General features: G+C 67.4%; 14 protein-coding genes. 8 read left to right on the plus strand and 6 right to left on the minus strand.

The window, feature by feature from the left end; translation table 11 throughout:
- Window positions 1-337 precede the first annotated feature (337 nt).
- The gene (locus tag VFA60_12045) at window positions 338-901 is read left to right on the plus strand and encodes a hypothetical protein (protein ID HZQ92518.1); all 564 of its coding nucleotides are present in this window, start codon (window positions 338-340) and stop codon (window positions 899-901) included.
- 14 nt (window positions 902-915) lie between these two features.
- Here the strand turns inward: VFA60_12045 and VFA60_12050 are convergent, their stop codons facing one another.
- The 4 genes from VFA60_12050 to VFA60_12065 all read right to left on the minus strand — a co-directional run bounded on the left by VFA60_12050 (window position 916) and on the right by VFA60_12065 (window position 5,471).
- Window positions 916-1,359 carry a carbon monoxide dehydrogenase subunit G gene (locus VFA60_12050; protein HZQ92519.1) on the minus strand — a complete coding sequence of 148 codons (444 nt, stop codon included), beginning with the start codon at window positions 1,357-1,359 and terminating at the stop codon, window positions 916-918.
- 133 nt (window positions 1,360-1,492) lie between these two features.
- The gene (locus VFA60_12055; protein HZQ92520.1) at window positions 1,493-2,338 is read right to left on the minus strand and encodes a xanthine dehydrogenase family protein subunit M; all 846 of its coding nucleotides are present in this window, start codon (window positions 2,336-2,338) and stop codon (window positions 1,493-1,495) included.
- Window positions 2,335-4,968 (minus strand): xanthine dehydrogenase family protein molybdopterin-binding subunit, encoded by a 2,634-nt coding sequence (locus VFA60_12060; GenBank protein ID HZQ92521.1) that lies wholly within the window; start codon window positions 4,966-4,968, stop codon window positions 2,335-2,337. Before VFA60_12060 ends, VFA60_12055 begins: the two co-directional genes overlap by 4 nt.
- Window positions 4,969-4,970: 2 nt before the next feature.
- Window positions 4,971-5,471 (minus strand): (2Fe-2S)-binding protein, encoded by a 501-nt coding sequence (locus VFA60_12065; GenBank protein HZQ92522.1) that lies wholly within the window; start codon window positions 5,469-5,471, stop codon window positions 4,971-4,973.
- A gap of 164 nt (window positions 5,472-5,635) precedes the next feature.
- Between VFA60_12065 and VFA60_12070 the strand changes: the two genes are divergently transcribed.
- Window positions 5,636-6,124 (plus strand): hypothetical protein, encoded by a 489-nt coding sequence (locus tag VFA60_12070; GenBank protein ID HZQ92523.1) that lies wholly within the window; start codon window positions 5,636-5,638, stop codon window positions 6,122-6,124.
- A 77-nt stretch (window positions 6,125-6,201) separates the two neighbouring features.
- Here the strand turns inward: VFA60_12070 and VFA60_12075 are convergent, their stop codons facing one another.
- A complete protein-coding gene (locus tag VFA60_12075; GenBank protein ID HZQ92524.1) occupies window positions 6,202-6,600 on the minus strand; it encodes a PPOX class F420-dependent oxidoreductase in 399 nt (132 codons plus the stop codon).
- 210 nt (window positions 6,601-6,810) lie between these two features.
- On the opposite strand from VFA60_12075, the gene cofG reads away from it, so the two are divergent.
- The 5 genes from cofG (at window position 6,811) to VFA60_12100 (ending at window position 14,682) form a co-directional block, all read left to right on the plus strand.
- The gene (gene cofG, locus VFA60_12080) at window positions 6,811-8,013 is read left to right on the plus strand and encodes a 7,8-didemethyl-8-hydroxy-5-deazariboflavin synthase CofG (protein HZQ92525.1); all 1,203 of its coding nucleotides are present in this window, start codon (window positions 6,811-6,813) and stop codon (window positions 8,011-8,013) included.
- A gap of 7 nt (window positions 8,014-8,020) precedes the next feature.
- Complete coding sequence (cofD, locus tag VFA60_12085) at window positions 8,021-8,980, plus strand: 2-phospho-L-lactate transferase (protein ID HZQ92526.1); 960 nt, start codon at window positions 8,021-8,023, stop codon at window positions 8,978-8,980.
- 151 nt (window positions 8,981-9,131) lie between these two features.
- On the plus strand, window positions 9,132-10,574 hold the full coding sequence (locus VFA60_12090; GenBank protein HZQ92527.1) for a folylpolyglutamate synthase/dihydrofolate synthase family protein: 1,443 nt from the start codon (window positions 9,132-9,134) through the stop codon (window positions 10,572-10,574).
- A gap of 55 nt (window positions 10,575-10,629) precedes the next feature.
- A complete protein-coding gene (gene rlmD, locus VFA60_12095; GenBank protein ID HZQ92528.1) occupies window positions 10,630-11,964 on the plus strand; it encodes a 23S rRNA (uracil(1939)-C(5))-methyltransferase RlmD in 1,335 nt (444 codons plus the stop codon).
- A 96-nt stretch (window positions 11,965-12,060) separates the two neighbouring features.
- Complete coding sequence (locus VFA60_12100; protein HZQ92529.1) at window positions 12,061-14,682, plus strand: ComEC/Rec2 family competence protein; 2,622 nt, start codon at window positions 12,061-12,063, stop codon at window positions 14,680-14,682.
- On the opposite strand, the gene VFA60_12105 is transcribed toward VFA60_12100, so the two are convergent.
- On the minus strand, window positions 14,660-14,965 hold the full coding sequence (locus VFA60_12105; GenBank protein ID HZQ92530.1) for a DUF2007 domain-containing protein: 306 nt from the start codon (window positions 14,963-14,965) through the stop codon (window positions 14,660-14,662). The genes VFA60_12100 and VFA60_12105 overlap by 23 nt on opposite strands.
- Window positions 14,966-15,245: 280 nt before the next feature.
- Here VFA60_12105 and VFA60_12110 point away from each other — a divergent pair, with 280 nt between their 5' ends.
- Entirely contained in the window at window positions 15,246-15,518 is a 273-nt protein-coding gene (locus VFA60_12110) for a hypothetical protein (GenBank protein HZQ92531.1), read from the plus strand.
- Window positions 15,519-15,521 lie beyond the last annotated feature (3 nt).

Raw genomic sequence — 15,521 nt, forward strand, 5'->3', positions numbered from 1 at the left:
CTCCGCACGGAAACTGACTCCCCGGTGGAAGCACCGGGCTTCAGCCCGGTGACATCGGGCTGCAAGAGAAGCCGCCGCGCAGGAGCCGGTACGGCGACGAAGCGGCGGTTTTCCCCCGCCCAGCGATACGGCTGCACCACAACGAAAATCGTCGCGCTGCACGCGAACTAACTCCCGGTGGAAGCACCGGGCTTTAGCCCGGTGAAATCCAATCACAAAGAGAAACCGCCGCGCAGGAGCCGGTACGGCGACTAAGCGGCGAGCTTATCAGCGGAAAGGGCGCGAGCGCATTCGCGCCCGGTCGCGGCTCTTGCTCTAAAGGGGCACGGCCAACAGCATGCCGTCAGACGGGTTCGGCCGCCTGACGCCTCATGGCGCTTGCCTTTCCACAGCCCCGCGCACTACGCTCGATCTTCCCTTGAACAACTTCCAGAACTGCTCTTACGCCGCCCTCACGCCGGCGCCGCAAGTCCTTTCTCCGGCTGATTTTGCCTCCAACCCCTGTACTTTGCCTGATCTGGCGCGAATTTTCGCGCAAGCCGATGATTCTGTTAGACCGGGTGGGGAGGGAATACCCCCACGCCACGCCGCCCCGCGCTGCAACTTCTACAAGCCCGACGGCCGCCGTTGCGGCTCCCCTGCCGTCCGCGGACGCCGCCGCTGCTACTTCCATCAGCGCCTGTTCACGCCCGCGCGCCGCGACTACAGCCTTCCTCCCATCGAGGACGCGCACTCCCTCCACGCCGCCGTGCTCCAGGTGCTCCGCGCCATCGCCGACGGCGCCGTTTCACCGCACGACGCCCGGCTCATGCTCTACGGCGCGCAAATCGCCGCTTCGAATCTCAAGAACCTGCTCAGGGAAGACGATCACCACTTCCGGGGAGAGGACAACCAGGGCTGACCCGGACGATGCGGTCACTTCGCAACCAGCTTCGCCAGGTTCTTGAACATGTCGCCGATGTTCTTCTGCGCCGCCGCCTCGAACAGCCGCCCGGCCACCGACGCCAGCATGCCGCCCATCTTCGCGTCGCCGGCAAAGCGCACCGTGGTCGCCGCGCCCCCGTCGGCCTCTTCCAGGCTCACCTGCCCGGCGCCTTCCACGAACCCGACCGGCGCCTTGGCCTTCGACGTAAGCGTGTAGCTCGCCGGCGGCCTCAGCTCCGTCAGCGCGATCTCGCTGTTGAACGTCCCCTTGATGTTGCCCACGCCCGCCTTCAGGATCGCCGTGTAGCGGTTGTCGCCCAGCGGCGTCAGCTTTTCGCAGCCGGGAATTGCCCGCTCCAGAATCGCCGGATCCATCAGCGCGTTCCACACTTCGTTGCGCGGAGCGGGAACGGTGTAGGTGCCTTGGATTTTCATTGTGCTTGCAACAGTGCCGTTGTACGGCAGTTAGCCTTTGGCGGTTCGCACTTGGCCCCTCAACAGCGCGGCGCCACCAAAGAATGCGCCGTGAGTCGCCCGGGCATGGACCTGCACCGCCAAATGCCAGGTGCTAAGTGCCAAGTGCTTCTTCTATCGCCCGCCGCGTGAACACCTTCGCCAGGTGCCGCCGATACTCCGCCGAAGCGAAGTTGTCGCTCAGCGGCTCCACGCCGTCGGCCGCCTTCTGCGCCGCTTCCGCAATCGCGCTCGCCGGCTTGCCGCGCAGCGCGGCCTCCACCTTGCGCGCGCGATACGCGTTCGGCCCAACGCCGGTAATGCCCACGGCAGCGTTTTCGAGTTTCGCGGAAGTCCCGCGGACCACGACCGCCACGCCGGCCACCGCGAATCCCGAGGCGGGATGATGGAATTTCTTGTATGCCGTACCGCTTCCGTTCGTCCGCGGCACGCGCACTTCGGTGATGATCTCGCCCGGGCCCAGCGCCGTCGAAAACAACCCGGTGAAGAAGTCCTTCGCCGCGATCACTCGCTCGCCCGTTGTGCTGTGCGCCACCAGCTCCGCGTCCAGCGCCAGGATCGCCGCCGGATAGTCTGCCGCCGGATCGGCGTGCGCCAGGCTCCCGCCCAGCGTTCCGCGGTTGCGCACCTGCACGTCGCCAATGTGCTCGGCGGTTTGCGGCAGCAGCGGGCAGTCGGCCTTCAGCAACGCCGACGCCGCCACCTCCGCGTGCGTCGTCATCGCGCCGATCACGATGCCGTCCTGCGTGCCGCGTATGTAGCGCAGCCCGCCGATCCGCCCCAGGTCCACCAGCAGCGCCGGCGCGGCCAGCCGCAGCTTCATCGCCGGCAGCAGCGAGTGCCCGCCCGCCAGCAATTTGGCGTCTTCATTCGACGCGAGCAGGTTCAGCGCCTCGCTCAGCGTGCGCGGAGCTTCGTAGTTGAAGGTTGCCGGAATCATCGCGCGCCCCTTCCCGCCTTCGCGGCTTTCGACTTCGTCTTCGTACCCGTGCTCCGCGCGCCCTTCGCTCCTGCGCCGCCCTTCGCTCTTGCGCCGCCCTTCGCTCTGGCTGCCTGCGCTTTTGCGCCGCTGGCGCCGGCACGCCGCGGCTGCCCCGGCCTTTCACCGTTCTTTGGCGGAGGCTGGGCCTTCCCTGCCGCCGGCGCAACCGCCGTCCGCGCCTTCGCCTCCTCAATGGCCCGCCACACTTTCTCCGGCTTCAGCGGCATATCAATGTGCGTGATCCCGAACGGCCTCAGCGCATCCACCACCGCGTTCACCACCGCCGGCGTCGATCCGATCGTGCCCGCCTCGCCCACGCCCTTTACGCCCATGGGATTCACCGGCGACGGCGTCGTCGTCCGCGCCAGCGTGAACGACGGCAGCTGGTTCGCCTTCGGAGGTGCGTAATCCATCAGCGAGCCGGTCACCAGTTGCCCGTCTTCGTTGTAGACCAGCTCTTCGTAGAGCGCCTGCGCCATGCCCTGCGCGATGCCGCCCTGGATTTGCCCTTCGACCAGCATCGGATTGATCACGTTCCCGCAATCGTCCACCGCGATGTACTTCTCCACTTGGACCGCGCCGGTCTCAACGTCCACCTCCACCGAGATCACGTGCGCGCCAAACGGGAAGGTAAAGTTCGACGGCTCGAAGAAGTGCGTCGCCTCCAGCCCGGGATCCACGCCCGGCGGCAGGTTCTTGGCGACATAGGCCGCGCCCACCACCTCGCCGAGCGGGAGCGACTTGCCGCCCTTGGCGACGGCGCGTCCGTTGGCGAACCTGATCGTCTCGGGCTTCACCCCGAGCAGGTGCCCGGCGATGCGGGCCATCTTCGCCTTCACTTTTTCCGTGGCGAGGAACATCGCCGTGCCGCCCACCGCCGTGGCCCGGCTGCCGAATGTGCCGATGCCGTAGGGCACCGCGGCCGTGTCGCCGTGCACCACGTTCACGTCCTCCGGCGTGATCCCGAGCTCATCGGCCACGATCTGCGCGAACGTCGTCTCCTGCCCCTGCCCGTGCGGCGAGGCGCCGGTCAGCACCGTGACCTTGCCTGTCGGCTCCACGCGCACCGTCCCGCTCTCCCAGCCGCCCGCCGGCATGGCCGACGACGGTCCCATTGCGCAAATTTCCACGTACGTCGAGAGCCCGATGCCGTAATACTTGCCCTGCTTCCAGCCACTCTTTTGCCGGGCGCGCAGCTTGTTGTAGTCGGAGAGTTCGAGCGCCTTCTTCAGCGTCGCCTGGTAATTGCCCGAGTCGTAGATGATCCCGGTCGAAGTGTTGAACGGAAACTCCTTCGCGCCGGGAAAGTTCCTGCGCCGCATCTCCACCGGATCGAGGCCCAATTCGTGCGCCGCGATGTCCACGATGCGCTCGATGATGTACGTCGCTTCCGGCCGCCCGGCGCCGCGATACGCGTCGGTCGACATCTTGTTCGTGAACACGCCCTCGATCACCACCTCCACCGCCGGCACTTTGTAGCAGCCGGTGATGAGCAGCGCCGTCAGCGTGGGAATGATCGGCGTCAGCAGCTGGTGATACGCGCCGAGGTCGGAAAGGATCTTCGCGCGCAGCCCCAGGATCGTGCCGTCATTCTTGACGGCGAGTTCCAGCAGGTTGATCTGGTCGCGCCCGTGGATGGTCGCCGCAATGTTCTCGCGCCTCCACTCCGTCCACTTCACCGGACGCCCCAGCCTCATCGCCGCCAGCGGCACCACCGCTTCCTCGCCGTAGACGTTCAGCTTGGATCCGAATCCGCCGCCCACTTCCGGCGTCACCACGCGCACGCTCGTTTCCGGCAGCCCGACCATGAGCGAGATCTGCGTCTTCAGCAGGTGCGGTATCTGCGTGCTCGACCACACCGTGAGCGTCTTCTCGCCCGGCAAGTATTGCGCCACGACCCCGCGCGTCTCCATCGGGATCGGCGCCAGCCGCTGGTTCACCAGCCGCGCCTTCACCACGCGATCGGCCGTCTTGAACGCGCCGGCCACGTCGCCGTTCTTCAGCTCGTGCCTGAACGCCAGGTTGGTCTTGAACTCGTCGTGGACAAAGTTCGTTTCCTTGCCCAGCGCCTTCTCCATGTCCACCACGGCCGGACGCGCTTCGTAGTCCACCTCGACCTTGTCGGCTGCATCGCGCGCCGCGTACAGGTCTTCGGCAATCACCGCCGCCACCGGCTCGCCTACGTAGCGCGCGAATCCGCGCGCCAGCGCCGGATGCTTCGGCACCTTCAGGCCCGGTAGCGCGCCCGCGCACGGTACATTGCCGAGTTCGCCCAAATCGTCCGCCGTCAGCACGGCAACGACCCCGGGATGCGCCAGCGCCGCGTCGGCGTTGATCGCGCCGATCTTCGCGTAAGCATGCGGCGACCGCACGAAGACGCAGTGCAGCAACCCCGGCAGCAGCAAATCGTCGGTGTAGTGGCTCCGCCCCTGGATAAGACGCGGATCTTCCTTGCGCCTGAGGCTCTGTCCGACCCAGCGCGCGCCGTCGGTTCTCGGCGCCGGCGCCTTCTCCTTCGCTTTCTGCAGCACAACCTGCGGCGCCTGCCGCACCTTCGTCTTCGGCTTCGGGGAGGGTTTCGTCGCCATGGCTATCTCCCTCCCACCGCGCGCGCCGCCTTGCGCTTGCTCATCTTGCGGCCCGCCGACTTCACCGCGTTCACAATGTGCTGGTAGCCGGTGCAGCGGCACAGGTTGCCGCTGATGGCGTCGCGAATCTCGGCTTCGCTCGGTTCGGTCGAGTGTTCCAGCAGGTCGTGAGCGCACAGGATCATGCCGGGCGTGCAGTATCCGCACTGCAGGCCATGCTCCTCCCAGAATCCCTGCTGGATGGCGTGCAGCTCGCCGTTTTTCGCCAGGCCTTCCACCGTCGTCACCGACTCGCCGTCGGCCTGCACCGCCAGCACCGTGCACGACTTCACCGCGCGGCCGTTCATCAGCACCGTGCAGGCGCCGCACAGCGACGTCTCGCAGCCGATGTGCGTGCCCGTCAGTCCCGCAACCTCGCGCAGAAAGTGGACGAGCAGGAGCCGCGGCTCGACCTGCGCCCTCCGCTCGCTGCCGTTCACGGTAATGGATACGGATTTCGTCATCAGCGCCTCCCGAACAGGAGTAAAAAGGTGGGAAACTGCTGCGCCAAGGCCCGCAACATTAACATTGGGCTTTCAAACGTGGCAAGCGCCCGAGAGCGCAGTTTGCGCCGAACCTCTTGCGCAATGCCGCTTTTCACCCGGCGCGGCCCGATCGGAGAAGACACATGGCAAGTTCATCCACCGCCGCCACGCCGGCCGTTGCTTCACCCGCGCTCGTGATCTTCGCCGCCGGACTCACCTGCGGCGTCCTCGACCTCACGGCGGCGTTCGTCACCGCTTACCTGCGCGCCGGTGTCGGGCCGGTCCGCATCCTGAAGGGCATTGCCAGCGGCGCGCTCGGCCAGGCAGCCTTCTCCGGCGGATGGGAAATCGCCGCGCTCGGCGCCGGCTTCCACTTCCTCATCGCCTTCACCGCCGCCGCCGTCTTCTATTTCGCGAGCCGCCGCCTGCACTTCCTCACCGGGCGCGCGGTGATTTGGGGCATCGTCTACGGGGTGGCGGTCTACCTGGTCATGTACTGGATCGTGCAGCCGCTCTCGCTGCTGCGCCGTCCCGCGTTCAACCCCACCAGCCACGCCATCGCAATCGTGACGCACATGCTCTGCGTCGGCCTGCCCATCGCGCTGGTTGTTCGCAGCTGCTCACGCCGCTGAACGCGCCCAGATCGGACACTGGCTCTGAATGAGCCGGTTTCTCTCTGCGATCTGTGCGATCTCTGCGGCGAAAGCCTTTAACCCATCGAGCTGAATCTCTCCGGCTCGATCTTGTACAGCACCCGCACTTCGCCCGGCGACCGCCCCGGATACTTGTCTTTCCCCAGGTACTTCTTCGCCATCTTGTCGATGTGCGCGTCGGCGCCGTTTTCGGTAATGTCCACGACCTTGCCGCGGATTTCCAGGTAGCGGTACGGATTGTCCGGGTCCTGGATCGAGAGCGACACCCGCGGGTCGCGGCGCACGTTCTTGTCTTTCTGCCGCCCCCGAGCGCTGTTCACGATCAAATTGCGGCCGTCGTAATCGAACCACACCGGCGTCACCTGCGGCTGGCCGCTGGGCATGAGCGTGGCCAGGTTGGCGAATGCGACTTTCTTGAGCAGATCGGCGAACTTCTCGGGGATCGATGCAGCCATGGAAAGCTCCTTACATTAAGGATGCGCCTCACGCGGAGACGGCAACCAGGAATTGTAACCCCCCGCGCCGAATCGCGGCCGGTCCCCGCCCCGGCCCCGGAGCGACGCCACGGCCGTGGCCCGGAGTGCGAGCGCTGATTGGCGCCAACGACGCGAGTCCCCCGAGGGACGACACACTCGCACGGAGTGCTATCCTCGATCATTGCACGCATGGCGACCGCCGCCACCATCTCCGCCACTCTGGCCCGCGCCGAATCCGGACACGAACTCACGCCCGCCGACGCCCGCGCCCTTGTCCGCATCTCCGACGACCAGCTCCCATCGCTTCTCGCCGCTGCGCGCAATTTAAAGGAAGCCTTCAAGCCGCGCGTCGTCACCTACTCGCGAAAAGCCTTCATTCCTCTCACCAATCTCTGTCGCGACTACTGCGGATACTGCACCTTCCGCCGCTCACCCGGCGATCTCGGCGCGCACACCATGCCGCCCGACGAAGTCCTGGGCGTCGCCCGCGCCGCCGAAAAACTTGGTTGCACCGAAGCGCTCTTTTCCCTCGGCGACAAGCCGGAACTCGACTTCCCGGAAATGCGCGCCGAACTGCGCCGCCTCGGCTATCGCTCCACGCTGCACTACCTGGAAGCGATGTGCGAGCTCGTGCTGCGTGAAACCAGGCTCATCCCGCACGCCAATCCCGGCCTGATGAGCGAGGAGTGGCTCGCGCGCCTGGCACAGTTTTCTCCCAGCCTCGGCCTCATGCTGGAAACCACCAGCACCGATCTGCTCGCGCCCGGCGCCGCCCACGACCGCGCGCCCGACAAAGTTCCCGCCCGCCGCCTGCGCGTGCTGCGCGATGCCGGGCGCCTCGGCATTCCCTTCACCACCGGCCTGCTCATCGGCATCGGCGAAACGCCTGACGACCGTGTCGCCACGCTGTTCGCCATCCGCGATCTCCACGCCCGCTGCGGACACGTGCAGGAAGTCATCGTGCAGAATTTCCGCGTCAAGGCCGCCATTCCCATGGCGCACTGGCCCGAGCCGGGACGCGGCGAGATGCTGCGCACCATCGCCGTCGCGAGACTCATCCTGCGCAACGTCAACATCCAGGCGCCGCCCAACCTCTCGCGCCCCGGCTACGAGCACCTGCTCTCGGCCGGCATCAACGACTGGGGCGGCGTCTCGCCGCTCACGCCTGATTTCATCAATCCCGAGGCGCCCTGGCCGCACCTGGACGAACTGGAGCGCCGCACCAGCGCCGCCGGATTCGAATTGCGCCAGCGCTTGCCGGTGTATCCCGAATTCATCGCGATGAGCGAGCGACGTGCTTCGCCGCTGCTGAGCAAACGCCTGCGCGAGCTCTCCGGCAGCGAAGGCTACGCCCGGGCTGGGGCCCCCGGCGCGCGCCGGAGTTGCGCATGATGGGGTGGTGGAGCGCCGCATGATCACCGTGCTCGCCGGCGGCACCGGAGCGGCCAAATTCCTTCAGGGCCTCCAGGCTGTTCTCGGCGCCGAAACTTCACGGCTCACGGTGATCGTCAACACCGGCGACGACCTGCTCTGGTGGGGCCTGCACGTCTCGCCCGACGTGGACTCGGTGATGTACGGCCTGGCCGGCGTGCTCAGTCGCGAGCGCGGCTGGGGCATTGACGGCGATACGTTCCACTGCCTCGACGCCATGCGCCGCCTCGGCGGGCCTGCCTGGTTCTCGCTCGGCGACCGGGACCTGGCCACGCACATGACGCGCACCGCCCTGCTCGCCTCAGGCAGCACGCTGGCCGAGGCCACCGCCGAACTCGCGCGCCGCTTCCGGGTCACCGCGCGCATTCTGCCCATGAGCAACGACCGCGTGGAAACGCGCGTCACCACGCCCGCCGGCGAACTCGCCTTCCAGGAATACTTCGTGCGTGAGCGCCACCAGGTTCCGGCCCGCGGCGTGCGCTTCGCCGGGGCCGAGTCCGCTCACCCCGCGCCCGGGGTGCTCCAGGCAATCGCGCACGCGTCGGCAGTCATCATCGCGCCAAGCAATCCCGTCACCAGCATCGGCCCGATCCTCGCGGTGCCCGGAATTCGCGAGGCCCTGCGCCAAACTCCGGCCACCGTCGCCGCCATCAGTCCCATCATCGGCGGCGCCGCCGTCTCGGGACCGGCTGTTGACCTGATGCGCTCGCAAGCCTTGCCCGCATCGGCTGTCGGCATCGCTCAGGCCTACGCCGATTTCCTCGACCGGCTCGTCGCCGACACGCGCGACACCTCGCTCATGCCTGATATCGAGCGTCTCGGCCTTCGCCCTCACTTCTGCGAAACGCTCATGACCTCGCTCGAAGCGAAGGCGCTCCTCGCCGCTGAAACCCTCCGCGCCGCCGGCGTCGAACTCGTAGAGACGTAGCTTGCTGCGTCTCCCTTTGCCGGAAGTCATCCTGAGCGAGGCCGCGGTTCCGGCGCAGCCGGGACGAGGCGAGGCGAAGGAACCCGATTGCCGCCGCAATGCCCCGCGCGAGCCACCCACTTCCGCGCCTCATTTACACTGGACTCTTCCCATGTCCACCTACGCCCATGCCGTCGAGCAGCTCTACGCGCTGGGACACGAGCTGGCCCGCGCGCCATCGCACAAATTCGACCTGGCGCACATGCGCGCCCTCACCGGCGCGCTCGGACACCCCGAGCGCCGCTTCAAATCTGTCCTGATCGCCGGCACCAACGGCAAGGGCTCCACCGCCGCAACGCTCGCCTCCATTCTCCACGCCGCCGGACATCGCACCGCGCTCTACACTTCGCCGCACCTGCTGCGCGTCAACGAGCGCATACAAATCAACGGCGTCCTTATCAGCGACGCCGATTTCTCCGCCATCTACGACCGCGTGGAAGCCGCCGCCCAGCGCCTGGTTTCGGCCGGCGAGCTGCCCTGGCGCCCCAGTTTTTTTGAAATGCTCACCGCCATGGCGTTCGAGTACTTTGCCGCCGCCGGCGTCGAGATTGCTGTGCTCGAAGTCGGCATGGGTGGACGCCTCGACGCCACCAACATCGTCGAGCCCCTCGTCGCCGTCATCACCGACATTGCGCTCGATCACCAGAAATTTCTGGGCAACACCATCGCCGAAATCGCCGGTGAGAAAGCCGGCATCATTCACCCCGGCGGCGCCGTCGTTTTGCTGCCGCAGCATCCGCATGCCAACGACGTGCTCGCCCGCGCCGTCGTCGAGCGCAGCGCCCGCGCCATCAGCGCCGTCCCCTACATGCCGCCGGTCTCGCCCAACGCGCCGTCGCACGTCGTCGAAAATCACAGCTCGGCGGGCGTGGGCGCCCCACCCAGACCAACGCGTGGCCCACTCAAACCCTCTTTTGGCTTGAGTGGGGAAGTCGTCGGTGCTGCGCGCGCCACCGCCCTGGCCGATCCCACGCTCCGCCAGCGCTACCCCCTCGCCGTCCTCGGCGAAGAAATCGAAGTTGACTCACCGCTCGTCGGTCGCCACCAGCTTCGCAACCTGGCGCTGGCCATCGCCGCCGCCGTCGAACTGGACCAGCAGGGAATTGCGGTGACCGCGCGCGACATCGAGCGCGGCATCCGCAAAACCAGTTGGCCCGGCCGCTTCCAGGTGATCGCCGGCGGGCCCACCATCGTCCTCGACGTGGCCCACAATCCCGCCGGCGCCTGGGCGCTGCGCGCCGCCCTCAGCGAAAATTTTGCCGGGCGTCCGCTGCTGTTCGTTTTCGGCGCCATGCGCGACAAGGCCGTCGCCGAGATGGCCGAAATCCTGTTCCCTCTCGCCGACCGCGTCATTGCCACCCACGCCGCGAACCCGCGCTCGGCCACGCCGCAAGAAATCGCTGAATCCGCCGCCCGCGCCGGCGCCGACATCGCCCTGGAGCCGGCGGTCGCGGCCGCCGTCGAGCGCGCCCGCCGTCAAGCCGGACCGAACGGCGTGGTCGTCATCACCGGTTCGATCTTTGTCGTGGGCGAAGCCCTGGCCGCACTCGCATGACAGTGCCCCGGGTTCGCGCCGCGCCCTTTGCCGCGCCTACGTGCGGTAACGACGGATGGACCGACCAATGCAGCTCACCATCGAAAAACTGATCTACGGCGGCGACGGTCTCGCGCGTCTTCCCGCCGATGCGGACCCCGGACAGGAACGCGGCAAGGCCGTGTTTGTTCCTTTCGTTCTTGAAGGTGAATCCGTCGAAGCGACGATTACTGAAGAAAAGCCCGGCTTCGCCCGCGCCCGCCTCAGCCGCGACCGCGTGCTCACGCCTTCGCCGCACCGCACCGAGCCGCCCTGCCCGTACTACGGCCAATGCGGCGGCTGCCACTACCAGCACACCACTTACGAACACCAGCTCCGGATCAAGCAGGACATCGCGCGCGAAAACTTTCGCCGCCTCGCGCGCCTGGACTGGCGCGGCCCGATCAGCGTGCTCACCTCGCCGCCGTGGAACTACCGCAATCGCACGCGCCTGCGCGTCCGTGCCACTCCTGAATTTGCGCTCTGCTACGCGCGGCACCGCGCACGCGAACTGCTCCCCGTCGAGAGCTGTCCCATCAGCTCGCCGCTCATCAACCGCGCGATCAGCGTGGTCACCGAACTCGGTCGCGGCGGCAAGTTTCCGGCGGGCATCGCCGAAGTCGAATTCTTCGCCCGCGCCGCCGGCGAGCGCCTTCTCGTCGAGCTGCATGCCGCTCGCCACCTCCACGCGCGCGCCGGCGAGAAACTCTGCTCTGCCTTCCTGGAGCAACTCACCCCCGCCCTGCCCGAAGCCGTTGGGGTCGCGCTGCTCAGCGCGGTCAACGAGCGCCACCAGGCCGAGCCGCGTTTGCTCGCGAGCGCTGGCGCGCGCGAACTCGAATACAAGGTGGATCAGCGCACCTACCGCGTCTCCGCCGGATCGTTTTTTCAGGCCAATCGCCACCTCCTTCCCAATCTCCCCGCGCTCGTCACCGGCGCCGCAGCCGGCGACCTTGCCTGGGACCTCTACGCCGGCGTCGGCTTGTTCTCGCTCCCCCTGGCCGAAAAATTCGCGCGCGTCGTCGCTGTCGAGGCCGGCGACGCATCATTTCAGGACCTCCGCCGCAACGCGCCAGCAAACGTCAAGGCCGTGCGCAGCTCCACCGATGCCTTCCTTGAGCGCTCTCCGAAACGCCCGCAACCTCAACTGATCGTTGTAGATCCGCCGCGCGGCGGGCTCGGCCCGCGCGTCACCCGCTCCCTCGCCGCTATCGTCGCGCCCCGCCTTCACTACCTCTCCTGCGATCCGGCCACTCTCTCGCGCGACCTGAAAGCGTTGCTAGAATCCGGCTACCGCGTCGAGCGCGTCCACCTGATCGACCTGTTCCCACAAACGTTCCACGTGGAACTTCTTGTGGAACTGGCGCGCTGACTGCGCAGTTTCCCGCTTCTCGTTTCTCGTTCCTGGTTCTTGGCCGCCGCGCGGTTCTGGAAACTGGAAGCGGGAAACTGGAAACTCATTTCCCATATGCCAGCAGCCGCACCCGCCGCTGTCCGCGAGAACGCGCAGGCGCCGTTGCTCTGGCTCGCCCTCGGCTTCGCTGCCGGAATTCTGCTCGCCCGTTACGCCTGGCGGCCGCCGCTGTGGTGGTTCGTTGCGGCGATCGCGCTGCTCATCGGCGCCGTCATTTTTCTCCGCCGAAACCTGGCGCTCGCCTCCGCGCTCGCGATCGCCGCCATGCTGCCGCTCGGCGCGCTCGCACTCGCCGGCCAGGTCGCCGCTGGCCGCGCACCCGATCTCGCACCTTTCACCCGCGGCGACATCATCACCGTCACGGCGCATGTCTCTCGCGAACTCGGCGCGCGCGGCGACCGCCAACTGGTTGACCTCGAAACCGAAGAGTTGAAGATCAATTACGACGACGATCGCCCGGCCATCGTCGTACCCATGCGCGTCGGCATGCGGCTGGACCTCTCTCCGGAGCGCTACACCGAAGACGAAGACGACGATGCCGGCACGCGCGCCTTCACCTACGGCCAGCGCCTGCGCTTCGACGCCACACCGCGCCTTCCGCGCAACTTCGGCAATCCCGGCTCGTTCGACTACAAGGGCTACCTCGCCGATCGCGGCATCCTCGCGCTGGTCTCCGCGCGCGCAGATCGCGTGGAATCGCTTCCCGGATTTGCCGGCACCCACCCCGGCCTATGGCGCACCCGGGCCCGCCGCGCCGTCCTCGACGCGCTCGCGCGCCTGTTCTCGCCGCATGACGCCGCGCTGCTCTCCGCCATGCTCATCAGCGAGCGCTCGTTGCTCGACCGCGACACGCGTACCGCCTTCCAGCGCAGCGGCGTCTATCACCTGCTCGTCGTCGCCGGCCTTCACCTCGGCGTGATCGCTCTCTTTATTTATTGGCTGCTGCGCCGCCTGCGGCTGCCGGTCGTGCTCGCCACGGCGGGCGCCGTGGCCGCCGCCATCGCGTTCGCCTGGTTGAATGACGACGGCGCTCCCGTCTGGCGCGCCACGCTCATGCTCAGCGTGTACCTGGCGGCGCGGCTCGTCTACCGCGAGCGCGCGCCGCTGAACGCCATCGGCGCGGCGGCGCTGGTGATGCTGGCGGTGGATCCGCGTGCGCTCTTCGGCGCCGGCTTCCAGATGTCGTTCACCGCTGTCCTCGCCATCGTCGCGATCGCCGCGCCACTCGTTGAGCGAACATCCGCGCCGTATCGCCGCGCCCTCGCTCACCTCCAGAGCGCCGATCTCGACCTCTCGCTGCCCCCGCGGCTGGCGCAGTTTCGCCTCGACCTGCGCCTCATGGCCGGGCGCATCGCTTCGCTTCTGCCGGCAAAGATCATCCGTTGGACATCGCGCCAGATCAGCGACGCCGCCGTCACACTCGCCGCGCGCGCGATCTTTCGCATGTTCGAGGTCCTGGTCGTCTCGGCCGTGCTGCAACTCGCCATGGCGCTGCCCATGGCGCTCTACTTCCATCGCTCGGTCACGCTCGGAGTTCCGGCCAACATCCTCGCCGTGCCCGTCGCCGGACTGCTGCTGCCGGCGGCGATGGTTGCCGTCTCGCTCAGCTTCGTCGCTCTGCCGCTGGCGCAAGCCGCGGCCGCGTTCGCCGCCGCTTGCCTGCACTTCATCGAAGGCGCCGCCGGCGCCGTCTCGCAGGTGCGAATCGCCGACCTGCGCGTCTCCACGCCCGGCGTCAGCGTCGTGCTCGCCTGCGTGCTCGCGGCCCTCGCCGCCGCGCTGCTGGTGCGCCGCAGGCGCGTCTTCGCAGTGTCGGCGTGTGTCTTGCTCATCGCCCCGGCCGCCTGGTTGAGCGCGCCGCACCCGGCGCCGCAATTCCGCCCCGGGGTTCTGGAAGTCACCGCCATCGACGTCTCGCAGGGCGACTCGCTCCTCGTCGTCTCGCCGCAAGGCAAGACGCTGCTCATCGACGGTGGCGGCGCGCTTGGCCCCATGCGCTCCGAGTTCGATTATGGCGAAGACGTCGTGTCGCCGTACTTGTGGCAGCGCGGCATCACGCAACTCGACGCCGTCGCGCTCACGCACGCGCACCAGGACCACATCGGCGGATTGCGCGCCGTGCTGCGCAACTTCCGTCCGCCCGAGTTGTGGGTTGGGGCCAATCCGCCGGTGGCGGCCTATACCGAATTACTGAAGACCGCTGCGGAACTCGGCGTCAACGTCGTCCATCACGCCGAAGGCGGCGAGTTTTCTTTCGGCGGCGCTTCCGTTCGCGTCCTCGCTCCGCCCTCCGACTGGCAGCCCGCCAACCGCGCCGGCAACAACGATTCGCTCGCCCTCAAGCTCACCTTCGGCGCAACCTCAGCCCTGCTTCCCGGCGACGCGGAAAAGAAAGTCGAGCGCCGCATCGCCGAAGAAGGTCCCGCCGCCGACCTGCTCAAGGTCTCGCACCACGGCAGCGCAACCTCGACCACGCCGGAGCTGCTGGCGGCCACACACCCGCGCTTCGCCGTCATCTCCGCCGGCTTCCACAACAATTTTGGACATCCGCGGCCGGAGGTGGTCCGGCGATTGGCCGCGGCACAGGTCACGACCTTCCGCACCGACACGCATGGCGCCGTCACGTTCTATCTCGACGGGCGCAGCGTGACGCCTACGCTGCCGAGTCTTCGTTGATCGGCGGCGGCTCGGGCTCGCTGCCCGGCGACTGCCGGTATTCTTCGATGATGCGCCGCGCCTCGCCCGCCTGGCCGGCCGGAACGCGGACGATCACGCCGCCCACTCCGGGCAGCACGTCCTGCGGCGCGTCGAGCGAGCTCATCAGCGCCTCCAGGCCCGCCGACTCCAGCAGCCCGCGCACGACCATCGCTTCCGATTCCTGCTGCGTGTCGAAAACTTCAACCAGCTCGCGGTTGTCCTCGCCTTCGCCTTCCGTCACTTCTTCCGGTTCGTTCGCCATCGGAGGCCTCCTGGGTAATCACGCGCCCGCACTTTCGTGCGCCGTGCTCAATGTCGTCAGCTTGCCTTCCCGCGAACCCGTTGTATGATGCGCCCAGCGTTGCCGCGCGCGGCAGGAAAAATCACGGCATCGCGAGCGCTGGCGAACAGTACTCGCCAGGCCGCGCCGCAAGCGCGGTTTCAGCGGGCTGCAACCGTCCCGGAGCGCGAAACATCCAATTGTACTGCGGCGATGGACGATGTTGCCCAGCCTTCGGGCCGCCGGGCCACTGAGGTCAACCATGGAGATGCCGGAACGTACCGAGCAAGGGAAGGGCTACTCAGAAGAACAGCAGGACGAGAATCGAAAGATACGGCGCCTGCAGATCATGATGAGCATGGTCATGTCGGTCCTGAGCCAGGAATCAGACCTCACCCTGGAAGAAGCGTCAGAACTGGTGGCCAATTCCCGCCGCGCCGCCCTCGCCATGTTCCCCGGCAAGGAACTCGCCTACGACATCCTCTACAAGCCCCGCCTCCAGCGCCTGATGAACGAGCGCTTTCGCCTGCAGTAGCTG

The sequence above is a fragment of the Terriglobales bacterium genome, from assembly GCA_035651995.1.
GTDB lineage: Bacteria > Acidobacteriota > Terriglobia > Terriglobales > Acidobacteriaceae > DASRER01.